The sequence below is a fragment of the Campylobacter sp. RM12640 genome (genome assembly GCF_020137595.1).
Classification (GTDB): domain Bacteria; phylum Campylobacterota; class Campylobacteria; order Campylobacterales; family Campylobacteraceae; genus Campylobacter_E.
In genome coordinates this window covers 71140-93888 of sequence record NZ_JACGAU010000001.1, presented here as the reverse complement: position 1 = coordinate 93888, position 22749 = coordinate 71140, and the positions used below count along the sequence as shown (strand labels likewise).

The window sequence follows — 22749 nt, the reverse complement described above, 5'->3', positions numbered from 1 at the left end:
AGAATGGAAAGACTTTAATAAATAAAGGTGAAAAAATGATTAATGTAATTATGATTGAAGACGAAGTGGAATTCGCTGAGTTGATTACAGAGTTTTTAGCAAGGTTTAACATAAAAGTTACAAATTACAGCACTCCTGCTGAAGGTTTAACTGCTAACTTTAGTAATTATGATTGTCTAATTTTAGACTTAACTCTACCTGGAATGGATGGATTAGAAGTATGCAAGGAAATTCGCAAGAAGTATGATATTCCTATTATCATTTCAAGTGCTAGAGGGGATACAAGTGATAAGGTTTTAGGACTTGGATTAGGGGCTGATGATTATTTACCAAAACCTTATGAGCCAACTGAATTGCAAGCAAGGGTATCATCACTTGTTAGAAGATACAAAAAAAGCTTACTACCACCTGAAGAAGAAGTAAGCACATTATTCAAAGTTGAGCATGAAAAACATGAAATTTACTATGATAAAAAACCACTAAGCTTAACACCGGCTGAATATGATATATTAAGTTATCTAGTGAAAAGACATAGCTATTCAGTATCAAGAGATGAGCTAGCTAATAGCTGTAGGTCATTAAGAGAAAAAGATAGCAAAAGCTTAGATGTAATTATAGGAAGATTAAGAAGTAAGATAGGCGATAGTTCAAAAGACCCTAAACATATATTCTCTGTTCGTGGTATTGGTTATAAGCTTCTTGGCTAATGCTGTTACACTCTATTCTTAGTAAGCTAATAGCAGTTTTTGCTATTAGCATTATACTTACTATTACAGCTATTATACAAATAACTCAATACTCCAATAAGGCTTTAAGAGCTGAAAGTATAAGTAGGCTTTATTTTGCAATATTAGCTATTAATAAATTGTATGCTAGTGGTGCTGGTGTAGAAATTGATAAATACTTACAAGATATTGATTTTCAAGAAATCACAGATAAGCGTTTTATGCGTGAGCTTTGCACAAGCAATGATAAGCCAATAGACCATAAAACTAATTTTGGACTAATTCAAGGAATTGTTTATAAAGACAAATATTATTTAAAACTCATAAATCAAAAAAATAATTCATTAAAAGTTTATGAAAACACCCACAATAATAATATAAATGATGGTTTAATTAAATTATTAATATCATTAATTATTATGATGTTTTTTGCTTCTTTAATATATTGTTATAATTTAATTCAACCATTAAAAGGTCTTACAAGACATATTAGAGATTTATCAAACGGAAAAAATAGCAATTTTTCTTATTATAAAAATGATGAAATAGGATTATTAACTAAAGAATTTAATAAAGCTACTAAAAAAAATAATGAATTGGTATTGGCAAGAAGATTTTTTTTAAGAGCAATTATGCACGAGTTAAAAACACCTATTGCTAAAGGAATGTTTGCAGCAACTATGCCAGAAAGCGAAAAAAATAAAAAAATCTTAATAAGTGTATTCAAAGGTATGAATGCTTTAGTAAATGAATTTAAGCAAGTAGAAGAAATATTATCTAAAAACCATGAAGTAGTCTTAAAAGAATATTCGTATTCATATTTATTAGAGCAATCAATCAGTGCTTTATATTTAGATAATTTACAAATTATTGATGTAAAAATGAACGAAGACAGAACAATAATAGTAGATGGAGCTTTATTTATAATATTAATTAAAAATCTATTAGATAATGCTATTAAATACTCAAGCAACCATAAGTGTATAATTGAATTTCAAAAAAACTATATTAATGTAAAAAACATAGGAGAAGAAAAAGACTTTAATACAGAAGAGTATTTTAAACCATTTGCAAGGGGTAATGCAGAGCAAAGTGGATTTGGATTAGGACTTTATTTAATAAAATATATTTGTGATACTCAAGGATTTGAGCTTAAATATTTTTACGATGATGGCTATCATAACTTTAGGATTATATTGTGATACATTTTGATAATTTATGCAAAAGCATAGGAAAAATTCAAGGAATTGGTAAAAAAACTTCTTTAAAAATGGCTTATTATTTGTGTTATGAAAATAAAAATTTATTAGAAGAACTAATGAATTCTTTAGAAAATGCTAAAAAAAATATAAAAGAATGTTCTATTTGTGGTTGCTTAAGTGAAAATGAACTTTGTGATTATTGCATAAATGATGAATTAGATAATACAATTTGCTTAGTGGAAAGCCCAAAAGATGTATTTTTTATAGATGAATGTAAAGTATATGAAGGTAGATATTTTATACTTTCAAAAACCAATGAATACTATTTAAAAAAATTAGAAAAAATGATTTGCAAATACAATACAATAGAACTGGTTTTAGCCTACACACCAAGCGTTAGCACGGATACGGTGTGCTTTTATTTAGAAGATTATTTTAAACACTACAATGTAAAAGTAAGCAAAATCGCTCAAGGCGTTCCAAATGGTATTAAAATTCAAGATATTGATATTCACTCTTTAAGTAGTGCAATTTTAAATAGGGTAAGTATTGATGGGTAAAAAAACTATTATATTATTTTCATTATTAGCCTGTATTAGCGTAATATTAAATAGCATAGATGTTTATATTACACTTGATAAAAACTATCAACTAAAAGACAATGAAGGCACTAAAAATATCATCGCAAAACAAGCAAAAGCAATAGTAGATAAAATAGATAATTATGCAAAAAATCTTCCAAATTCTTTAAATTATAAAGAAAAAATTAATCTAATCAAAAAAGAAATTAATACGATTAATTTTGATAATTATCAAGAAAAAGCCTATGCTTTTAATGAGTTAGGATTTTATATAGCTCATTATTCTAAGGACTATGAGCATCAAAATATTTTTTTAGAAAAAGACACAAATAATAAATTTTATATAAAAGAACTGCTAGCAAAAATAAAAGATGAAGGATATACGAAAGCTAATATTTTTTGGACTAACTACTCAATAAGACATATAATAACTTATATCAAAAAAGATAAAAATTTAAATGTATATTATGGTTGCACTATTGATTTAGATAAAATTAAAAACTTTAAAAAAATAAAGGCAAGTTATAACGATAAAGAAAAAATACTAATTATTTTTAGCACATTATTTATTATTTTTACAATCATATGTTTTACTCTTATACAATATAAAAAAACAAGGAAAAAACAATGAAATTTATTATAAATATTTTAATATTTTGCGTATTAGCAATTGCAAATCCACTACCACCAAATGAAGCATTTAAATTCCAACTTGAAAATAATTCTCAAGCAAATTTTATAAAACTTAATCTAAATCCTGATATTTATTTATATAAAAACGAAATAAAAGTCTTATTAAACAACGAAAATATCACAAATAAATTTGACTTAAGCAATGCGGTATTAAAGGATAATGTTGAAGTCTTTTACAATACTTTAGAATTTGATTTCCCAAATTTTACATTAAAAAATAACGACAATATTAAAATTTTTTATTTAGGTTGTTCTACTGAAGGATTATGTTATCAACCACTTGTAGCGTCTTTTAATTATCAAAATGATAAATTGGTTTTAGAATACGATAACAAAGAAGCTTTAAAACTAAAAAAAGAAAAACAATCTACACAAAACGAATATGAAAGCAAGCTTTTAAATTCTTCATTTTTAATAAATATTTTAACTTTTTTTGTATCAGGAATACTATTATCTTTAACACCTTGCACCCTACCAATGATACCTATAATATCTAGTATTTTGGCAAAAAGTAGTGGTAAAAATCCAATAATTTCAAGCATTATTTATGTATTAGGAATGGCTATTAGCTATACAATAGCAGGAATAATAGCAGCTTTAGTAGGAAGTGGAGTTCAAGTATTTTTTCAAAATCCAATTGTAATCATTCTATTTTCTTTAATTTTTATAATTTTATCATTATCAATGTTTGGCTTATTTGAACTAAAAATGCCTAACTTCATTGTAAATAGCGTAAATAAAAAAAGCTCAAAATATAGTGGAATTATCGGAGTATTTTTAATGGGGGTCTTAAGTGCTTTAATAGTAGGACCTTGTGTAGCTGCACCACTTGCTGGAATTTTAATTTATATAGCAAATAGCAATGATGTATTGCTTGGAGCTTTTTCATTATTTTTTATGAGTATAGGTATGGGAATTCCACTAGTAGCAATTGGTTTTGGTTTTAAATTTATAACTGGCTCTTGGATGCAATATGTTAATAAATTTTTTGGATTTATTTTATTAGGAATAGCAATATTTTTCTTAGAAAGAATAATAAATGAGAATATTACAAATATTTTATATGCCTTACTTGGTATTAGTTTTGTAGTATTTTTTGGCTTATTTGAAAATACTAAAAATAAATTCTTTTTATTTTTTAAAATTATTTTAGTTTTAATATTAGCTTATAGTTTTATATTATTAAACAAAACTTTTAATCCAAGTAATAATATTTCTCAACAGAATTTAGAATTCACACAAGCAAAAGAAAAATTAAATCTAAGTTCAAAAAATATTGTGTATTTTACAGCTAGCTGGTGTGAGAACTGCAAAGTTATGCAAAATACTACTTTTAAAGATAAAGAAGTTATAAATGAGTTGAAAAATTACAATTTAATCAAAATAGATTTAACTAACCCAAACCAATTTGAGCAAGAAATGGCAGAGACTTATAAGGTTTTTGGACCACCAGTTTTACTTGTTTTAAACGATAAAGGCGAAGTGCTAAAACAAATAATAGGATTAGTTGATGCAAAAACTTTATTAAAAGAACTTAATTTTTAAAGCTTAAATTAATTTATTTTTGTATAATATGAGCTTTTATTTTAAGGAGATTTAATGCAAAGAACTTTATCAATCATTAAACCTGACGCTGTTAAGAAAGGTGTTATAGGTCAAATTTTAAGTCGTTTTGAAGCAAATGGCTTAAGAATTGCAGCTATTAAAAAGCTTTATTTAACAAAAGAACAAGCAGGAGAATTTTACGCAGTTCATAAAGAAAGACCATTTTATAAAGATTTAGTTGAATTTATGACTAGTGGTCCTGTTGTAGTATCTGTTTTAGAAGGCGAAAATGCAGTTGCTAAAAATCGTGAATTAATGGGAGCAACTAATCCAAAAGAAGCAGCTAAGGGAACAATAAGAGCTGATTTTGCTGAAAGTATTGACGCAAACGCAGTGCATGGTAGTGATAGTTTAGAAAATGCTAAAATAGAAATAGAGTTTTTCTTTAATAAACTTGAAATAAATTAAAATGAAAATTGCTTTTAGTAAAATTAATTCGGTAAAATACCCTTTTAAATTAGATTTTGATAATTTAATATTAGAAGGCTTTTTAAAGAGAAAAGATAATAAAATAGTTACACTAGACGCAGTTTTAGCAGGCAATGTAATTCATTATTGTGATAGTTGTGCTGCTGAAATTGAGATTGAAATTAACGAAAAAATTAATTTAGATTTAAGCGATGGTGTATTTAAAGATGAAGAAAACGAATTAAGCGACACTATGGAATTTTATGATGGTGAAATAGACTTAATTGAAGTATTAAAAAGCGAATTGGCTTTATATTTAAGCGATTATTTTTATTGTCAAAAATGTAAATAAGGAGAATAACATGGCAGTTCCAAAGAGAAGAGTTAGTAAAACAAGAGCAGCAAAAAGACGCACTCATTACAAAATTGAGCTAGTAAGACCGATTAAAGATAAAGATGGTAGTTGGAAATTACCTCATAGAATTAATCCAACAACTGGCGAATATTAATACCTATGATAAAAGTTGCTGTTGATGCTATGGGTGGAGATTTTTCTTTCCCCCCAATAATTAGTGGAGTTATAAAAGCGTTAAAAGAAAAAGATAATTTTAGCGTTATTCTAGTTGGAGATGAAGAAAAAATAAAAAGTCAAATTCCATCAGAATTATCAAATAGAGTTGAATTTGTTCATACTACCGATGTTTTTGATATGGATGAAAATTCTACAGATGTTTTAAAACGCAAAGACAGCAGTATTTATAAAGCAGTTGAATTAGTAAGAAACCACGAAGCAAATGCAGTTGTTTCGGCTGGGCATAGTGGTGCTACAATGAGCCTTGCAACCCTTAGAATAGGTAGAGTAAAAGGTGTTTTAAGACCTGCTATCGCAACTTTGATGCCTACTTTTAACGGCAGAGTTTTAGTATTAGATGTAGGTGCTAATGTTGATTGCGAAGAAGAAAATTTATTACAATTTGCAATAATGGGCGAAGCTTATGCAAAAGAAGTGATGAATATAAAAAATCCTAAAATTGCACTACTTTCAAACGGAGAAGAAGATTGCAAAGGAAACAAACTTACAAAAGACACACATAAATTATTAAGAGAACATTTAAGCAATTTTATGGGCAATGTTGAAGGCGGACATATATTTGCTGGAGAATGTGATGTGGTAGTTTGCGATGGATTTACTGGAAATATATTATTAAAAACTGCAGAAGGTGCTGTAGGCATTTTTGCTAAGTTGTTAAAAAATGAGATTAAAAAATCATCATTGTCAAAACTTGGTTATATGCTTAGCAAAGGTGCATTTAATGCTTTAAAACAGCATTTAGACTACGACCAATATGGTGGAGCTCCATTATTAGGAATTGATGGATGTGCTATCATTAGCCACGGAAAAAGCAATGAAGAAGCTATAAAAAATGCAATTTTTCAAGCTTTAAAATTTGCTAATTCAAATGTAAATAAAGTGATTGAAGATGAAATTAAAAGCTTGCATTAAAAGTATTGCTTCGTATTTACCAGAAAAAACACTAACAAATAAAGATTTTGAAAGTTTTTTAGATACAAGTGATGAATGGATATTAAAAAGAACAGGAATTAAGCAAAGATATATTGCTAGTGAAACTGAAAACACTAGCGATTTAGCATATAAAGCAGCTATAAAAGCTATACAAAGAGCTAAAATTCAAACTAATGAAATAGATTTAATAATAGTAGCTACATTAAGTCCTGATTATTTTACTATGCCATCAACTGCGGTAGTTGTAGCAAATAAACTTGGATTAAAAGGTGTAAGTGCTTTTGATATAAGTGCTGCTTGTTCTGGATTTATTTATATGCTTGAGCTTGCTCGTTCTATGGTTGAAAGTGGTGCTAAAAAAAATGTATTAATAATAGGAGCTGAAAAAATATCTTCAATTCTTGATTATACAGATAGAACTACTTGTGTTTTATTTGGAGATGGTGCTGGAGCTTGCGTTGTAAGTGCAAGTGAAGGTAAAGGAATTATAGATATTCATACAGGAAGCGATGGAGAATTTAAAGATTTATTATGCACTAAGCGTTCAAATCAAACAAAACAATTAGAGCCTATTAAACTTGAAATGAAAGGCAATGAAGTATTTAAGGTAGCTGTTAAAACATTATCAGATGATGTGTCGTATTTATTAGATAAAAACAAACTTAAAACAAGTGATATAGATTTATTTATACCACATCAAGCAAATCTTAGAATTATCTCTTATGTTCAAGAAAAACTTGGCTTAAGTGATGAGCAATGTGTTGTATGTGTTGATAAATTTGGTAATACTTCAGCTGCGTCAATTCCAATAGCTATCAATGAAGCTTACGAACAAGGTCGTTTAACAAATGGCAAATTAATGCTTTTAGACGCATTTGGCGGCGGATTTACTTGGGGTAGTGCTTTAGCTTATTTTGATGGAATTGATTATAAGAATTTATAAAATTCAAATCATATTACTATTTATAAAAGAATTTAATTAAGTATATTTTTGTTATAAAATCTTGCAAGTATATTTATTTAACTTATTAATTAAAATTTTTGCAATATTTTTATAAACTTGATTATTCAAATCTTCTTTATTTTCAAGAGATTTAGTATAAATATTATAAATTATTTTAATATTAATTTTAATTTAAGTTTTAAAATGTATAATCCAAACTTATTTTTATTTTAAGTCTTGTTAGCTCAGCAGGTAGAGCATCTCACTTTTAATGAGGGGGCCGCTGGTTCGAATCCAGCACAGGACACCATTTTTTTGATCCAGGTTTGAGACCCTTTCGTCTAGTGGCTCAGGACGCCATTCTCTCCGTTTGGAAACGAGAGTTCAAATCTTTCAAGGGTCGCCATGGTCGCTTAGCTCAGTTGGTAGAGCGCCACCCTTACAAGGTGGATGTCATAAGTTCGAGTCTTATAGCGACCACCATTCATTAAATTCGGTTGCGGCGGTAGTTCAGCTGGTTAGAATATCGGCCTGTCACGCCGGAGGTCGCGGGTTCGAGCCCCGTCCGCCGCGCCATTTAATTTCGCTTAAGATAAATCAATTTTCCCAAGTTTTTTAATAAGTCAAATTAATTTTTGTATAAATATTTTCTAACTCAATAATAACTACAAATATTTTAAAAATACATTACTAAAAGCAACAATAAAATATACTTATAAAAACCCAAATTCAAGTTATTATAAAACTTTTAAAAATATTAATATCATTAATTCAAATTCTTTATAAATTTAAACGCAAAATATATTTATCATTTAAGCTAGAATTAAAAATGGGGGGGGGTATAATACTTTTTTTTAATTTTTAAAAGGAGTTTTTATGTCTTATGTAGAACAAGTTTTAGGCACAGATGAAAGCGTTGTTTTAAAAGCCAAAGTTAGTATTTTTGCTTTTATAGGTGATTTATTTGCTATTTTAATTTTAGCAATTTTAAGTATTGCTATTCATCCTTTTATTGCTATATTTATCATCTTTCTTTTACTTCGTATGTTTGTTATTATTACAACAACAGAACTTGCTTTAACAAATAGAAAAGTTATAGCTAAATTTGGCTTTATTAGAAGAGATACAATAGAGCTAAGATTAGAAAAAATAGAAAGTATCAGAGTTGGTCAAGGAATTCTTGGTAGGATTTTTAATTTTGGCACAATATTTATAAATGGTGCTGGTTCTTCTGCACCTGTTCCTTTTATTGGTGAACCAATAAAATTCAAAAAAAGTGTAGATGAATATATAGAAAATAAATTATCAAAATAAGCCCTATTTCTAGGGCTATTTTTTAAAACGAATATCTTAAAGTTCCGTTTATATTGTAGTTTGTATTATATTTTCCACTAAATGATTTTTCAGCGTCTAAGCTAAACTTAGTATTTTTACCTAAGTTAAAATTAGCTCCTACACTTGCAAATCCACGACTATCTTTAAAGCCTTTTTCAACTCTTGTAGTTGTGCCATCGCTTAAAGTTATAGTAGGAGTGTTATTTAAATCAAATGCCCCGCCAACACTAGCTCTTAAACCAAAAGTATCATTAATATTCGCACCAGCACTTAAAGCAACTTTTGCTGCTCCCATAAATTTACCTTCGCTTTTTAAAGTAACTTTATCATTACCCTTTAAATTAGCCATAGGAACATAGCCAAGGATTAATTCAGCACTAGGCTCAAGATAAAAATCACTTCCCATTCTATATCCAGCCTCAACGCTACCTAAAAATCCACTTCCGCTATCTTTTAAATCGCCTAACCAAACATTATCTTTAAATGTTGATTTATGATTGGTATATCTAGCTGTAGCGTCAATAAATAAGCCATCATTACCAACTAAGCTAACATAAGCACCAATGCCGTGATTTTTCACCTTAGAATTACTTGAATTACTTGTGCTTTGACCTATATTTGCCATTACACCTGAATATAATTCTCCGTAATTTGTGCTAGTTTGCTTATCTGCACCAAATTGCACTTCATAGTATTTTATTTTAACACTATCAATCTTACCTTCGCCACCAAAACTTCTAATCCAAATTCCAGCATTTTTGCCATCATTATTTCTTAGTTCACCCATTCTTTTGTTTAGATTGTTCCATTCACTAACATAAGAATAATAAGTCTGATTTAGCATATTTTTTGCATCTGTTAAAGCCTTAGTATTAGCACCTTTTAAAGTAAGTTCAATCTCATTACCATTAATGTTAGACCCTACTTTAATAGCTTCTTCAATTGCAGCGTTTTTAATATCTTTTTGTGCTTCTTCAATTGCTTTATCAAGGCTAGTTTCACTTGCTACAATCTTGCTTGTATCATTTGCAACTTTATTAGCATTTGCCATTACCTCATCACTTGCAGTTCCTTTTGCAACTTCATTTGCTTTTTGAGCAATTGCACCTACGCTTGAGCTTGCATTATCTAAGATACTCTTATCAGCACCACTTTTGCTATCAGCACTAAAATTATCACTTGTCTTACTAGCATCAGCCCTACTTGCAGCCGCATTAACAGGATTTGCTACAACTGAATAATAAATATAATCCTCATCTCCTTGCTTTAATGTCCCGCTTAAGATATTTTTCTTATCTAATGAATATACACTTAGACCATCATAAACTCCGATTTTTGTAACGAAGTCTTCTGCTGTTGCATTTCCATTTCCAATCTTTAATAAAGCTAATGGAAGATTTGCTAGATTACTTGCATCAGCTTTGCCATTATTTACACTTAAACCAAGTAATCCTATTTCATTTGCCTTACCACTTGTGCTATTTCTTGCAATCATTGTGCCTAAGAATGTATTGTTTGTGCCACCCATAATAAATGTATTATTACTTGCATTTAAATCATTTGCTAAAATTCTACCTGTAATCTTAGAATTATTCACATTTAATTTATCAGCTTTCATATCGCCAAATACAATAGCGTTATTTAAATTAATGTTTGAACCTTTTGAGATAGGGTCTTTATAAAAATTCGCAGCACTAACTTGACTTGCCAATACACCAGTAGTTAAATCATCGCTAATATCAGCATTACCTATAACTTGAGCTTTGATAGCTGAACTATTGATATTTATATCTTTTGCTTGTAAAAGAGTTGTATTAGCACTCTTATCTAATTTATAAGCACTCTCTATACCTGTTAAGCTTAGATTATTTGAAGCTACGATATTAGCGTCATAGCTAATCTCTCCGTGATACACTCTAGCTTCTTTATCTAGCCTTTCTACATCTTCAACGATACCACTTAAGCTTAGATTTCTAGCCTTAACATCTTTATCAAATGATGAACTAACAGCATTGATTGAGCCGTAGTTTGTAACGCTTTCTCTAAATAAAGCTTTATTAGCATTTACATTAAACTCTGCGTCTTTTAGATTTGTTCCGTGTGTAAGCTTATTTATAACTGCATTTTTAAGAGTAATTGTTTTAGAACTTGTAGCTTTATCGTTTGCTATGATATTTTCTGCATAAGTATTTGTTAGGCTTATATTTCCATCATTTACATTGATATTTGCAAATCTTGACATTGTATTAATTGCATCATCATTGTCAATATAAGAAAATGCAGGATTATACTCTTGATTGCCGTTTTTATCTTTTACTCTTTCGCCACTTTCATCTCTTTTTTCTTCTAACAAATTCCCTAAAGCTTTTAAATCGCCCTTAGCAATATTTACATCACTTTTAAAAATTGAGTTATTAGCATTTAAATTACCTTCTGTAATATAAACACCACCTGTATTTGCAAAAGTATCAACAATGCTATTAATATCACCCTTAGCAACCCTAACAACTCCAGTTCCTTTCGTTTCAAAACCAGTTGTATCAATACCACCATTAGCTATTAAATCTCCTGATATTAAATAATCGCTATCTATATATTTTAAAGAGTCTTTATAAAATGTAGTGCTATCAATATCATGAGAATTTGAAGCTGCTGCTTTAACAATAGGTAAGAAATTTTCTTCATTTCCCATTATCTCATCAAGCCTCTTCATATCTTCAGCACTTGCTATTTTTTCGCTATTTAAAAGAGTTGAGAAATACTTGTTTGCTAATTCTTTTTGATGAGCTCCACTTATGAATTTTCCTTCGGTTTCTACACTATTTTGAATAAGTGTTCCGTATGTTTCTATATCGCCTTTACTCTTAACTCCATTTTGAATATCCGAAAGGATAAATCTAGCTTTGCCGTTTTGATTATCAATAGCACCTTGAAAAGTTGTGTTAAAGCCATAGAATGAATTATTTGCACTTGCTTTAGTATTTGCTGTAACTTTACCTTTTACAATAGAAGTTTCAAATTTAGCTAAGTTTGTGGTATTTACATCATTAACACTTGTAACATGATCGTTTTGAGGTTGGCTAGTTTTTCTAGCTACATAAGGAGTGCTTTCTTTTTTTGGTTTTCCCATAACATAAAGGTCTTTAGCATTTAATGTGCCTTTTATTTCTGCATCTTCTAAAATCACATCTCCATTGCCACTAATAGCTACGCCACCTTCATTAATAATACCTGACCAATCTACAAAAAGCACTCCATTATTAGTAACTGATTTTAATCCACTATCTGTTACATAAAGACCGCCATTGTTTTCAATATCTGAAGTAATCTTAGCTGTATCTATAACCATATTAATATTTTTACCGGTAACTACTTGAACTCTCTCAAGGTCTTTAGCAAATTCTAGGATTTCTTCTTTTTGTCCTTGAATACTTTCAGGATTATTGTAATAATAATCTCTTAAAGCTTTTGGCACACTTTGAGTAGAAACATTATTGGTAATGGTTCCATTAATTATCCCCGAAGTATTTTTAAGCACATCACCTTTAAAATCTCTTATAAGGCTTACTCCATCATTTGTAATATTACCGCTTAAAGTAATTCTTTGCTCTGGTGTTGGATCAATTCCTTTGTTATCAAAACCAATCTGTTGATATTTGTCTTTTTCTGTAGTTATATCTTTAGTAGCATTGCTTGAATTAATTAGATAAAGATTTTCTTCTTTTCCAACTTCGTTTGAATTAACGCTTTTTGCATTTAAGCTAGTGCTAAGAATTAATGCACTCGCAACTAATGAGAGCTTAAATACCCCCCCCCGTAATGTGTCTAGCCATGACATCTCCTTAAAAAAATAATTTTGCCTAAGCAAGTCGTGATGATAATTTATATAAATTAAATATAACTTAAATTATGTTTGATTATAAAAAATAATCAAACATAGAATTTCAATTTGCATTATTATGTAATTTATGCGGCATATTTAATCTAACTTCAGCAGCTTTATTATTAGAATCTATATCAAAAGCAGCACCAAAGCCTTTTACAAATCTACCTGATTTTATACTTAATTGTATAAAATGAAAATCTAGCATTTTGCTAAAAATATTTACCTCATTTCCATATTTTTCTTTTAAAACTTCAAATAATTCTTCTCTTCTATCATCAACTATTTTTGCATTTACTTGATATTTGAGCCTTTTTCTTGCAAATATTGTTTTAGCTTTACTCTCGTCTTCTAAAAACATTATTTCTATATTGTTAGAGTTGTTTTTAATACTTGAAAAATGTTCAGCAACTTCGCTTATGAAAATAAACATTTCATCATTTTTAAAAATTATTGGAGCATAAGAGCAAATAACTTGATTATTTTTGCTAACACTAGCAATATTTACACTTTTAAAAGAATGTTTAAAATTTTTTATTTCTTCATCTAAATTATTAGAATTTATTTTTGTTTCACTAACTAGTTCTATTACACTATAATGAAGTGTATCTTCACTAGCCTTAGTTTTATAATCTAAATGTAAAATTTCTCCATCATACAAAATATCCATTCCGCTATAAGTTATATCTATTAACTCCACATTTTGAGCATCTTTATTTGTATGATGCTTTACTAGTCTAAATAAAGAATCTTTATGGTCTTTATTCATATGTTCTTTTGCTTGTTGTAATTTCATGATTTTTTCCTTAATATAAATTGTAAAGTTTTTTGTTATTTTTAAATCGTTTTCATCGGGATGTTTTTTGCTATTTTTCCATAATTTCTCCTTTTCTTTTGTAATAATATAATTAGGGTTTTCTTTAGCTAATTTTTTTGCATTATTTATATATTCATCACTAATAGCTCCATTTACTGCTTGTATGCCTAGCACTTGATTATTTTTATTAAAAATATTAAAAAACATTTCTTTTTTATTTTTTATATATTCGCTGTTTTTATCTGCTCCACAAGTAAAAATTATGCCTAAAATCTTATTTTGTATTTTTGGCATATTGCTTGTGATATTGCCTTTTTCTAACCAAAATACTAAGAAAATATACTTATGCTTATCAATGTCTTTATAATGCTCTAAATTAAAGCAATCAATATTTAAAAGTTTAGCGATTTCTAAGGCTATTTTTTTACTGCTATTATTTTTGCTAAGATATAAAACAACCATTAATTCATCCTATATTCTATATTTTTTAAAAATACACAACCTAAAGCTTGCTTATCTAGTATTTTGTATTTCATATCTAAAATTAGTTTTTTTGTATGATTTGCAAAGAAGTCATTTCCAGTAATGCTTAAAATATTTATTCCGCTGTTTGAAATGCTAAATCTAACGCTAACTTTACTTATCCTTTCAAGTTTTAACATTTTTGCTTTTTTAGGATAAGAATTATCAAGTTCATTAAAAATTATATTACTTTTGCAAAATTGTGAATTTGTATTTTTAGGATATTCTTTAACCATATTAATCTGATTGTTAGTAATAAGATTTTCTTTAGTTTCTTCTTTGTTTTCATTTGCTGTATTGCTTGTGCTTTTAGTATCTTGTTTTGCTTCTTTTTTAATTTTTACTTTTTTATTTGCTTTTAAATTTGTATTTTTTATATTTATTTCTTTTTGTATAACTTGCTCTGATAAATTATTTTGTTGGTTTAAAATCTCTTCTTGAAGGATTTTTTGATTATTTAAAAAATCTTCTTTTTTTGTTTCAAATATTTCAATATTAATTTTTTTATTATCAATTATAATTTCTTCAGTGCTAAGTGGTATCGTTAGTGCGACAATGTTTATTATCAAAGAAATTATAAAAAATCTCATTATAATTCCTTTGACAATTCTTTCATATTTATAATAATTCTCGGACTTGCCCTAAGCAGTGATGAAGAATTTGTTTTTATTAGATTATTGTTTTTGAATGCTTTAGTATGTTTTAAAAAATTGCTTATAATTTTTAAATCTCCGTCATTAAAATAAAAAATATAATCAGGATTTTTACTTATTATATATTCTTTATTTACTATTGGCGTTTGTTCTTTTAAATCACATATATTTTTCATACCAAAAGCTTTAATAACATCATTTGCTAAATTGTTATCACAAAATAACATTATAGGGTTTGATGAGAAAATAAACATAGCTGTTTTATCTTTTGCAAGATTGTGAAATTCTTTAATTCCTAATTCAAATTCTTTGATGATTTCTTGTGCTTTATCTTTTTTGTTTGTAATTTCTCCTAATTTAGCAATATTGTTTTTTAGCTCTTCGAAAGAATTAGCTTTAAAATCTAAAATTTTTATATTAAATTCTTTTAATTTTTCTAATCCTAATGAATGTTGACTTGTTATTACAATATCAGGTTTTAATTCTATTATTTTTTCAATGTTTGGTCTTGTGTATGTTCCTACGCTTGGTAATTGTTTTGTTTTATCTTCTGGATAAATGGTAGAAGTGGTGGTGTTAGCTATAGCTAAAATATTATTAAAACTATCTAGCTCATATAATATTTCTACAGCACTAGGTTCTAAGACAACTAATTTATTTGCATTTAAATTAACTAAAATTAATAAACTTAATAAAATTTTTTTCATTTTTTCTCCTAAAATATAACATTTAAATTATTTTTATTTTCATAAATATCACAATCAAATTCAAAAATATTTTTAATGTTTTCTTTATTAAAAACTATTCTTGTTTTGTCGTAAAATAAAATATTTTTATCTTTAACAAAAGCTATCTCATCACAAAATCTAATACTTGTGAATAAATCATGTATTACCATTAATATAAGCAAACCATCCTTTGCTAAGTCTTTTAATAATTGCATTAAAAATATAGAGTAATTAATATCAAGTGGAGCACAAATTTCATCTAATAATAAAATTTTTGGTTTTTTTATTAAAGCTCTTGCTAACATTACTTTTGCAAATTCTCCACCACTTAAATTATTAGTAAGATTATTTTTATAGTTTTGTATATTTAAAAATTCCATTATTTCATCAAGTTTTTTGTAATCATTTTGTATATAAAATGAATTGTTTTTACTAAATAATCCCATCATTATAAAATCACTCACACTAATAGGCATAAATTGATTTGATTTTTGTGGAACATAAGAGATTAAATTACTTAAATCTTTATGATTTAAGAGTTTTAGATTTTTATTTTTAAAACTAATTTCGCCTTTATACGAAAGCAAATTAATTATACATTTAATTAAAGTGCTTTTACCACAACCATTTTTACCCATTAAACCTATAAAATTTGATGAATTGAAATTTATATTTAAATTACTAAAAATTATTTTGTCTTGATATGAGAATGAAAAATTTTTAATTTCAAGCATAGTTTTTCCTTAAAGCTAAATATATAAATAAAGGAACTCCAAAAAATGAAGTAATAATGCCTACAGGAATTTCTATGGGATATAATATATTAAATGCTAAGTTATCACAAAATAATAAAAAAATTCCTCCTATAAATATTGAATATGGAATTATTATTTTATTAGATGAAGTTTTAAAATACATTCTTAATGTGTGAGGGATTATTAAACCAATAAATGCTATAAGCCCACAAAAAGCTACAGAAAAAGCAACTGCAATACATGAAATTATTAAAAATAGTTTTTTGCTTTTACTTGCATTAAGCCCTAAAGAATTAGCTTCTTCATCTCCACATAATAACAAATCAAGTTCATATCTTTTAATATAAAAATACAAAATACATATTATGCTTGCAATATATACAATTATTACTATATTCCAATTTGCATTACCTAAGTATCCCATTAGCCAAGCACTTATTTTAAAACTATCTTCTCCTATTAAATATATAAAAAAAGATGTTATAGATGCTAATAGTGTTGAAGTGGCTATTCCTAAAATTAATAAAGTTGCCATATTTTGATTTTTTTTATAAATAGAAAATATAAAAAATGTAAAAAGTATGCAAGATAAAAATGCAAAAAGTCCAAAATAAATCTCACTTAAATTAAACATAAATGCAATTAAACTACCAAATGTAGCAGCCGATGCTATTCCTATTATATAAGGATCAGCAAGTGGATTTAAAAAACATCCTTGAATAACTGCTCCACTACTAGATAATAAAGCACCAACTATAAATGCTAATAGTATTCTAGGTGCTTTTAATTCTATAAATATTTGATACAAAATATCTAAATCATTGAAATCATTATTTAAGCTTATTAGTCTATATAATGCTTGAAAGCCGAAATTAGATTGAGGTGAACTAATTCCAAGCGATAATAACATACATACAATACTAATTAAAGCTAGAAATAATGATTTTTTCATTGTTTAAAATCTTGCTTTTACTTGCATATAATAAGTGCTTGTAGGTGCAACTTGGCAAGTTTGACCGCTGCAGTTTAGATTGTATTTTGTATTAAAGATATTTTTTGCTTCTAAACTTAAACTTATATTTTTGGTAAAGTCATAATTTAGTCCAACATCAACTAAAGAATAAGCTTTCTTTTCTAATTGTTTATTGTTGTTTAAATAATCCCAATTTGTTTTAGAATAAAACCTATAATCAGCATTTACGCTTAACTTGTCAGTTATTTTATAATTTGCTCCTAGACTGATTTTGTAAGGTGATACATTTGGTATTTTTTGTCCTTCTTTGTATTTGTTTAAATTGTCTTTAACTACTTTAGCATCAATATATGAAAAGGTTTCAAACAAGTTTAATCTATCATCAAGCAAGCTTTGATTTAAGCTTATTTCAACTCCATATCTTTTTGTTTTAGCAATATTTTCATAAGTCCATTTAACAACAGGATAATGGCTCATATTTACATTTATTTCATTGTTTGTTAGGGTATAAAATAAACTTATACTTGCATATTGGTCAAATACTAAACCTTTTAATCCTAATTCATAATTTAAATAATCTTCTGATTTTAAATTATTAATAGAATAATTTTTTCCATCAGCTTTATCGGTTAATTCATAAGGAGATGGAGAATTAAACCCGCGTTCAAATTTAAAATACACACTATTTGTATCCATAAATTTATGAGATAAAACAATATTTGCACCATAGTTGTTTGTGTTTTTCGAATCGTTTATAGTAGCTATTCCATCACTTCTATTTATATTGTATTTAGAATTTTCAAGTCTTGCACCAATATCAATTCCAAATGGATTAAAATCTAATTGTTCTATTGCATAAATAGAATGAGTATCTTTTTTAACTATATTTGTTGTTGTAGAAGCTCTTTTGCCTTTTGCATATAAATATTCATATCCTAATATTGTATTTGAAAAATCATAGTTTAGTTTTGCTTTAGCATTAGCCCCTATTTTTCTATCAAAAAATTGTTTATCTTCATAGTTATTATCTTGCAAATAAGCCATAAATTCTGTTAAAATATTTTCATTAATTTCATTGCTATATTTTAGATTATAGTTCTTTCTACTGCTAGTTTTCGTTGAATCTTGACTTGCTAGAATTTGATTTTTGCAAATAAAGCCAAATCTTGAAATTTCATATTGAGTACAAATTATTCCTTCATATCTTCTATCTTGTTCAATTTCTTGCTCGGTTAAAGCTTGACTATTTCTATATTCATTATGCATATAATTTGCATTGATATCTAAATTTTGATAGTCTGTTAGTTTAAATTTAAACCCAATATCAGTATTTAAAAGTTTATTTAAATCTGCTCTTTGATATCCTTTTTCATCTATATAATTAATTCCAAAATGAGAATATATTTTATCATTTATATTTGCACCAGCACTTGCTCCTATACTTTTATGAGAAAAAGAACCAAACCCAAGAGTAAGATTTGCATAATCTTTTTTTAAGCTTGATTTTGTAATTACATTGACAACACCACCACTAGTGCCATTTCCATAAACTACACTTCCTCCTCCAGAAATAACCTCAATTTGCTCAATATCATTTACGCTTATTGTATTAAAAGGAATTCCAAGATGTGATGTATCTAATGCGTTTTGACTAACTCCATCAAACAAGATTTTTACCCTTGCATTAGCTCTACTTCCTTGACCTCTAATATCAATTGCACTGCCTATACCTACAGGATTTAAAGAAACACTAGGAAGATAAGATAAAATTTCTCCTAAATCGTGATAATTCTTTTTATTTAACTCTTCTTTATTTATGACAAATAAGTTTGAGCTAACATCAGCTAAGCTATCGCTAAATCCACTATCGCTAATTACTTGAGTATCAAGCAAAGTATCAGCATATAATGCACCAATTAATGAAAATGCTAAAATAGTTTTTTTCATTTTTTTACCTTTCTATATTTAATTTGATTTTATTAATGTTTGAATTTTTAATAATAGATATTGTTTTAATTAAGTTGTCGTAGCTTATTTCTTTATCAGCACTTAATAAGACAATATCTGAAGATTTTATATATTTGTTTATATCATCTATAAAAATTAAATCTTTATTGTTTTTTATGTATAAGTTTAAATCTTTATTTAAAATCACTTCTTTTATATTATTTTCTTTAGTTGTGTTTTCGCTATTATTTGTTTTTGGTAGACTTATTTCATAATGCCAGTATTTAGAAAATGTGGTGCTTAGCATAAAAAATATAAGTAATATAAAAATAACATCTATCAAATTCAACATAGAAATTTCTATAAATTCAGGTTTTTTTCTATTTATTCTTCTCATTAAAAGCCTTATTAAAATAGTTTAAATTAAGGTAAATTTCGTTATTTAAATAATCAATTCTTTTATTGAAAATGATATGAAATACAAGAGCAAAAATAGCTACAATTAATCCGAATGCAGTTGTATATAAAGCTTCACTAATTCCAGCCGCTACTAATTCTTCATTTGCTTCTTTACTAAGAGCTGCAAATGAAGAAATCATACCAGTAACGGTTCCTAAAAGACCAAGTTGAGGACATATACTTATGCTTATACCTAAGATAAAACCATTCTTCTCAAGTTTTTTTATTTCATTAAAGTGAATATTTTCTAATTCAAATTCATTTAAATTATTTTTTTCGTATATATTTATAGCTTTTTGTATGCTATTTGATATAGAATTTTTATTTGAACATATATTTTTTAATTCAATTAAATTTTTATCATATATTGCTTTTTTTATTTTGATTTTAAAATTATTATTAAAAGAAAATTGATATAAATATATATTTGTTATTTTTTCTAATATCACAGCAAAACTAAGCACTAAAAGAACAAAAATAGGCCACATAAATAAACCACCAATTTGCATTAAGTTTAACATTAAATACCTTTTTTTTAATTTATAATGAAAAGAATTTTCATAATCATTATATAAAATTATTTCTTAAATTGTTTTTAAATTGAAACTAATTTGTTGATTAGCAATTGTGATTTTTAAATTAACTATTACTTTGATTAATATGTTTAATACTTTTAATTTAGGGTTTTTACTTGTTATAAATTAAATAAAATTTAAAGAATTTAAAATATGAATCAGTGCTAAAAAATGGGCTAAAGTTTAAATAAACATATTACTTAGATTTATATTTGTATTTTTAGTTAAAACACGCTTTCTATATATATTAAAATTCGCTCTCATCTCCAACTAAAAGTGTATTTATAATACATATAACAGCATACCTTGTGCATTTACCCATTTCACCTTTAATTCCAAATGCTCTATATCTTGGAAGATAATTTCTATAAATTAAATATAACTTAAATTATGTTTGATTATAAAAAATAATCAAACATAGAATTTCAATTTGCATTATTATGTAATTTATGCGGCATTTATGGTTTAAGTTATGTAATATTATTGTTTGTGGTTGTATTTTATAAATTAAAAAATATTATTGAAAGTTATAAAAATTAATCTTGTTTAATTTTTACTTTGTTATTATGGATTTTTTCAATTTTTACAATTTCACCTTCTTTTAAGGTTAAATTATCAGTTGTTTGCCAAAATGAGCCTTTATAATAAATCATACCATTTTTAACAACGCCTTCGCCTTGAGTATTTAAAAAATCATCGTCATAATTCTCTACTTTTTTAGTTTTAACAAAAAATTTAAAAATTATAAGTAAAACAAGAGATATAACAGCAATTAATATTATTTGTAATTCTAAATCTAATGGCTTTATTAAATTAATTGCACCGACAATAATAAATCCTATAGCAAAAAATATTATATAAAAACTACCGACTAATAATTCTAAAATTCCTAAAAATATTCCTATACAAAGTAAATATAGGCTACTCATTTTTTGCCTACAAATTCTTTTAATACACTTAAAGCTCCTATTAATTCAGTGCTTTCATAAGGAACTAATATTTTATCTTTATTTTCACTTTTTGCTAAAGCTAAAAATGCTTCTACTCTGCCTTTAGCTAATAAAAACTCAGCTGCATTAATGTTTTGTGCCATTGCTTCATTTATGTTATTCATAGCTTCTTTTTGACCTTGAGCTAATGCAATTTGTTCGTATTTTTTAGCATCAGCCATTCTTTCTATTGCTTCAGCGTTTAAAACTTGCTCTTGCTTTAATGCTTCAGCATTTTTTATAAGTGCTACTTTTTGTGCTTCAGCGTTTAATTCTATAGCTCTTTTTTCTCTTTCAGCTTTCATTTGTAAATTCATTGCTTCTTCTATGCCACTAGGAACTGAAATTTCAGAAATTTCTACTCTCATAATTTTTACACCCCAGTTATCAGCAGCATCTCCAAGTGCAATTTGTAAAGCACTATTTAAACTATCACGACTACTTAAAGTATCATCAAGATACATACCGCCAATCTCACCCCTAAGAGTTGTCATAGCTAAATTTGATATAGCTTTTTTATAATTTTCAACATTATAAAATGCCATTTTTCCATTTGTTACTTTTAGAAAAACTATCCCATCAACTAAAATATTTACATTATCTTTTGTAATAACTTGTTGTTTTTCTATATCTATTAGTTGCTCTTTAATAGTAATTATTGATTTAACCATATCAATAAAAGGAAAGATTAAATGAAATCCTCCGCTTAATTCTTTGTGAAATTTACCTAATCGCTCAACTATTACAATATCGCTTTGCGATACTATAATTATAGACTTTATTAAAATGACTATTATTAAAGCTAGTAAAACTCCAACAAAAATTAAAAATTCCATCATCTCTCCTAATTTAAATTAAATAAACATATTACTTAAATTAACATTTGCATTTTTAGTTAAAACACGCTTTCTATATACATTAGAAACTTCGCTCTCATCTCCAACTAAAAGTGCATTTGTAGCACATACAGCAGCACAAATAGGCACTCTTCCTTCGCTTATGCGGTTTTGTCCGTAAAGTTCTCTTTCTTCATCACTATTTGTCTCTTCAGGGCCTCCTGCACACATTGTACATTTATCCATTTCGCCTTTAATTCCAAATGCTCCATCTCTTGGAAATTGTGGAGCACCAAATGGACAAGCATATAAGCAATAACCACAACCAATACATTCTTTTTTATCGTGTAATACGATACCATCTTCACGAATATAAAAGCATTTAACAGGGCAAACTTGAGCACAAGGTGCGTCAGTGCAATGCTGGCATGCTATTGTCATTGACACTTCTTTGCCTTCAATACCATCATTTAAAGTAATTACTTTTCTTCTTTTAATACCAACAGGAACTTCATGTCCGCTTGAACACGCAACTTGACAAGCAAAACAACCAATACAACGATTTTTATCAACAAAAAACTTCATTCTAGCCATT

The 22749-nt window shown here is 27.0% G+C and carries 23 protein-coding genes and 4 tRNA genes; 15 read left to right on the top strand and 12 right to left on the bottom strand.

The features are described from left to right. Positions 1 to 35: 35 nt before the first annotated feature. From AVBRAN12640_RS00525 to AVBRAN12640_RS00455, 15 genes are all read left to right on the top strand, one after another. Positions 36 to 707, top strand: a complete 672-nt coding sequence (locus AVBRAN12640_RS00525) for a response regulator transcription factor (RefSeq protein ID WP_214116928.1) — start codon at positions 36 to 38, stop codon at positions 705 to 707. After that, entirely contained in the window at positions 707 to 1927 is a 1221-nt protein-coding gene (locus tag AVBRAN12640_RS00520) for an ArsS family sensor histidine kinase (RefSeq protein ID WP_336608362.1), read from the top strand. The genes AVBRAN12640_RS00525 and AVBRAN12640_RS00520 overlap by 1 nt, the downstream gene beginning before the upstream one ends. Next, positions 1924 to 2487 carry a recombination protein RecR gene (locus AVBRAN12640_RS00515; protein WP_214120267.1) on the top strand — a complete coding sequence of 188 codons (564 nt, stop codon included), beginning with the start codon at positions 1924 to 1926 and terminating at the stop codon, positions 2485 to 2487. Before AVBRAN12640_RS00520 ends, AVBRAN12640_RS00515 begins: the two co-directional genes overlap by 4 nt. Continuing rightward, the gene (locus AVBRAN12640_RS00510) at positions 2480 to 3139 is read left to right on the top strand and encodes a hypothetical protein (protein WP_239803062.1); all 660 of its coding nucleotides are present in this window, start codon (positions 2480 to 2482) and stop codon (positions 3137 to 3139) included. The genes AVBRAN12640_RS00515 and AVBRAN12640_RS00510 overlap by 8 nt, the downstream gene beginning before the upstream one ends. Further along, positions 3136 to 4746 (top strand): protein-disulfide reductase DsbD, encoded by a 1611-nt coding sequence (dsbD, locus tag AVBRAN12640_RS00505; protein ID WP_336608361.1) that lies wholly within the window; start codon positions 3136 to 3138, stop codon positions 4744 to 4746. The genes AVBRAN12640_RS00510 and dsbD overlap by 4 nt, the downstream gene beginning before the upstream one ends. A 54-nt stretch (positions 4747 to 4800) precedes the next feature. Next, positions 4801 to 5214 (top strand): nucleoside-diphosphate kinase, encoded by a 414-nt coding sequence (gene ndk, locus AVBRAN12640_RS00500; protein ID WP_214116937.1) that lies wholly within the window; start codon positions 4801 to 4803, stop codon positions 5212 to 5214. Between the two features lies 1 nt (position 5215). Then, entirely contained in the window at positions 5216 to 5566 is a 351-nt protein-coding gene (locus tag AVBRAN12640_RS00495; RefSeq protein WP_336608360.1) for a hypothetical protein, read from the top strand. 10 nt (positions 5567 to 5576) lie between these two features. Next, the gene (rpmF, locus tag AVBRAN12640_RS00490; protein WP_214116941.1) at positions 5577 to 5723 is read left to right on the top strand and encodes a 50S ribosomal protein L32; all 147 of its coding nucleotides are present in this window, start codon (positions 5577 to 5579) and stop codon (positions 5721 to 5723) included. A gap of 5 nt (positions 5724 to 5728) precedes the next feature. Beyond that, positions 5729 to 6718, top strand: a complete 990-nt coding sequence (plsX, locus tag AVBRAN12640_RS00485) for a phosphate acyltransferase PlsX (protein WP_214150181.1) — start codon at positions 5729 to 5731, stop codon at positions 6716 to 6718. After that, complete coding sequence (locus AVBRAN12640_RS00480; protein ID WP_336608359.1) at positions 6696 to 7682, top strand: beta-ketoacyl-ACP synthase III; 987 nt, start codon at positions 6696 to 6698, stop codon at positions 7680 to 7682. The genes plsX and AVBRAN12640_RS00480 overlap by 23 nt, the downstream gene beginning before the upstream one ends. Positions 7683 to 7916: 234 nt before the next feature. Beyond that, a tRNA-Lys gene (locus AVBRAN12640_RS00475) sits at positions 7917 to 7992 on the top strand. A gap of 20 nt (positions 7993 to 8012) precedes the next feature. Then, a tRNA-Glu gene (locus AVBRAN12640_RS00470) sits at positions 8013 to 8088 on the top strand. Position 8089: 1 nt separating this feature from the next. Then, positions 8090 to 8165: transfer RNA gene (locus AVBRAN12640_RS00465), tRNA-Val, on the top strand. Between the two features lie 16 nt (positions 8166 to 8181). Continuing rightward, positions 8182 to 8258: transfer RNA gene (locus AVBRAN12640_RS00460), tRNA-Asp, on the top strand. Positions 8259 to 8558: 300 nt separating this feature from the next. Further along, positions 8559 to 8996 carry a PH domain-containing protein gene (locus tag AVBRAN12640_RS00455; protein ID WP_214116947.1) on the top strand — a complete coding sequence of 146 codons (438 nt, stop codon included), beginning with the start codon at positions 8559 to 8561 and terminating at the stop codon, positions 8994 to 8996. 22 nt (positions 8997 to 9018) lie between these two features. Here the strand turns inward: AVBRAN12640_RS00455 and AVBRAN12640_RS00450 are convergent, their stop codons facing one another. From AVBRAN12640_RS00450 to fdh3B, 12 genes are all read right to left on the bottom strand, one after another. After that, a complete protein-coding gene (locus tag AVBRAN12640_RS00450) occupies positions 9019 to 12855 on the bottom strand; it encodes an autotransporter outer membrane beta-barrel domain-containing protein (RefSeq protein WP_336608358.1) in 3837 nt (1278 codons plus the stop codon). Between the two features lie 106 nt (positions 12856 to 12961). Continuing rightward, complete coding sequence (locus AVBRAN12640_RS00445) at positions 12962 to 14179, bottom strand: flavodoxin family protein (RefSeq protein WP_336608357.1); 1218 nt, start codon at positions 14177 to 14179, stop codon at positions 12962 to 12964. Continuing rightward, entirely contained in the window at positions 14179 to 14829 is a 651-nt protein-coding gene (locus tag AVBRAN12640_RS00440; protein ID WP_336608356.1) for a hypothetical protein, read from the bottom strand. The genes AVBRAN12640_RS00445 and AVBRAN12640_RS00440 overlap by 1 nt, the downstream gene beginning before the upstream one ends. Then, the gene (locus AVBRAN12640_RS00435; protein ID WP_214120260.1) at positions 14829 to 15599 is read right to left on the bottom strand and encodes an ABC transporter substrate-binding protein; all 771 of its coding nucleotides are present in this window, start codon (positions 15597 to 15599) and stop codon (positions 14829 to 14831) included. The genes AVBRAN12640_RS00440 and AVBRAN12640_RS00435 overlap by 1 nt, the downstream gene beginning before the upstream one ends. 8 nt (positions 15600 to 15607) lie before the next feature. Next, on the bottom strand, positions 15608 to 16354 hold the full coding sequence (locus tag AVBRAN12640_RS00430; protein ID WP_214120259.1) for an ABC transporter ATP-binding protein: 747 nt from the start codon (positions 16352 to 16354) through the stop codon (positions 15608 to 15610). Next, a complete protein-coding gene (locus AVBRAN12640_RS00425) occupies positions 16347 to 17327 on the bottom strand; it encodes a FecCD family ABC transporter permease (protein WP_336608355.1) in 981 nt (326 codons plus the stop codon). The genes AVBRAN12640_RS00430 and AVBRAN12640_RS00425 overlap by 8 nt, the downstream gene beginning before the upstream one ends. Positions 17328 to 17330: 3 nt before the next feature. Beyond that, a complete protein-coding gene (locus AVBRAN12640_RS00420) occupies positions 17331 to 19295 on the bottom strand; it encodes a TonB-dependent receptor (protein WP_336606721.1) in 1965 nt (654 codons plus the stop codon). Between the two features lie 4 nt (positions 19296 to 19299). After that, positions 19300 to 19692, bottom strand: a complete 393-nt coding sequence (locus AVBRAN12640_RS00415) for an ExbD/TolR family protein (protein WP_214116976.1) — start codon at positions 19690 to 19692, stop codon at positions 19300 to 19302. Beyond that, a complete protein-coding gene (locus tag AVBRAN12640_RS00410; protein ID WP_336608354.1) occupies positions 19676 to 20275 on the bottom strand; it encodes a MotA/TolQ/ExbB proton channel family protein in 600 nt (199 codons plus the stop codon). Before AVBRAN12640_RS00410 ends, AVBRAN12640_RS00415 begins: the two co-directional genes overlap by 17 nt. A gap of 590 nt (positions 20276 to 20865) precedes the next feature. Further along, the gene (locus AVBRAN12640_RS00405; protein ID WP_214116980.1) at positions 20866 to 21258 is read right to left on the bottom strand and encodes an NfeD family protein; all 393 of its coding nucleotides are present in this window, start codon (positions 21256 to 21258) and stop codon (positions 20866 to 20868) included. Beyond that, positions 21255 to 22157: an SPFH domain-containing protein gene (locus AVBRAN12640_RS00400; RefSeq protein ID WP_214116983.1), complete on the bottom strand. Its 903-nt coding sequence runs from the start codon at positions 22155 to 22157 to the stop codon at positions 21255 to 21257. Before AVBRAN12640_RS00400 ends, AVBRAN12640_RS00405 begins: the two co-directional genes overlap by 4 nt. 15 nt (positions 22158 to 22172) lie before the next feature. Next, positions 22173 to 22748 (bottom strand): formate dehydrogenase FDH3 subunit beta, encoded by a 576-nt coding sequence (gene fdh3B / locus AVBRAN12640_RS00395; RefSeq protein ID WP_214116984.1) that lies wholly within the window; start codon positions 22746 to 22748, stop codon positions 22173 to 22175. Position 22749 lies beyond the last annotated feature (1 nt).

Coding starts and splice junctions, on each gene's coding strand:
- AVBRAN12640_RS00430 (WP_214120259.1), bottom strand. CDS start 16,354: ATGCTTGAAATTAAAAATTTTTCATTCTCATATCAAGACAAAATAATT.
- rpmF (WP_214116941.1), top strand. CDS start 5,577: ATGGCAGTTCCAAAGAGAAGAGTTAGTAAAACAAGAGCAGCAAAAAGA.
- AVBRAN12640_RS00520 (WP_336608362.1), top strand. CDS start 707: ATGCTGTTACACTCTATTCTTAGTAAGCTAATAGCAGTTTTTGCTATT.
- AVBRAN12640_RS00410 (WP_336608354.1), bottom strand. CDS start 20,275: ATGTTAAACTTAATGCAAATTGGTGGTTTATTTATGTGGCCTATTTTT.
- dsbD (WP_336608361.1), top strand. CDS start 3,136: ATGAAATTTATTATAAATATTTTAATATTTTGCGTATTAGCAATTGCA.
- AVBRAN12640_RS00415 (WP_214116976.1), bottom strand. CDS start 19,692: ATGAGAAGAATAAATAGAAAAAAACCTGAATTTATAGAAATTTCTATG.
- ndk (WP_214116937.1), top strand. CDS start 4,801: ATGCAAAGAACTTTATCAATCATTAAACCTGACGCTGTTAAGAAAGGT.
- AVBRAN12640_RS00525 (WP_214116928.1), top strand. CDS start 36: ATGATTAATGTAATTATGATTGAAGACGAAGTGGAATTCGCTGAGTTG.
- AVBRAN12640_RS00455 (WP_214116947.1), top strand. CDS start 8,559: ATGTCTTATGTAGAACAAGTTTTAGGCACAGATGAAAGCGTTGTTTTA.
- AVBRAN12640_RS00425 (WP_336608355.1), bottom strand. CDS start 17,327: ATGAAAAAATCATTATTTCTAGCTTTAATTAGTATTGTATGTATGTTA.
- AVBRAN12640_RS00495 (WP_336608360.1), top strand. CDS start 5,216: ATGAAAATTGCTTTTAGTAAAATTAATTCGGTAAAATACCCTTTTAAA.
- AVBRAN12640_RS00450 (WP_336608358.1), bottom strand. CDS start 12,855: ATGTCATGGCTAGACACATTACGGGGGGGGGTATTTAAGCTCTCATTA.
- AVBRAN12640_RS00400 (WP_214116983.1), bottom strand. CDS start 22,157: ATGATGGAATTTTTAATTTTTGTTGGAGTTTTACTAGCTTTAATAATA.
- AVBRAN12640_RS00435 (WP_214120260.1), bottom strand. CDS start 15,599: ATGAAAAAAATTTTATTAAGTTTATTAATTTTAGTTAATTTAAATGCA.
- AVBRAN12640_RS00420 (WP_336606721.1), bottom strand. CDS start 19,295: ATGAAAAAAACTATTTTAGCATTTTCATTAATTGGTGCATTATATGCT.
- AVBRAN12640_RS00405 (WP_214116980.1), bottom strand. CDS start 21,258: ATGAGTAGCCTATATTTACTTTGTATAGGAATATTTTTAGGAATTTTA.
- fdh3B (WP_214116984.1), bottom strand. CDS start 22,748: ATGGCTAGAATGAAGTTTTTTGTTGATAAAAATCGTTGTATTGGTTGT.
- AVBRAN12640_RS00445 (WP_336608357.1), bottom strand. CDS start 14,179: ATGGTTGTTTTATATCTTAGCAAAAATAATAGCAGTAAAAAAATAGCC.
- plsX (WP_214150181.1), top strand. CDS start 5,729: ATGATAAAAGTTGCTGTTGATGCTATGGGTGGAGATTTTTCTTTCCCC.
- AVBRAN12640_RS00510 (WP_239803062.1), top strand. CDS start 2,480: ATGGGTAAAAAAACTATTATATTATTTTCATTATTAGCCTGTATTAGC.
- AVBRAN12640_RS00480 (WP_336608359.1), top strand. CDS start 6,696: ATGAAATTAAAAGCTTGCATTAAAAGTATTGCTTCGTATTTACCAGAA.
- AVBRAN12640_RS00440 (WP_336608356.1), bottom strand. CDS start 14,829: ATGAGATTTTTTATAATTTCTTTGATAATAAACATTGTCGCACTAACG.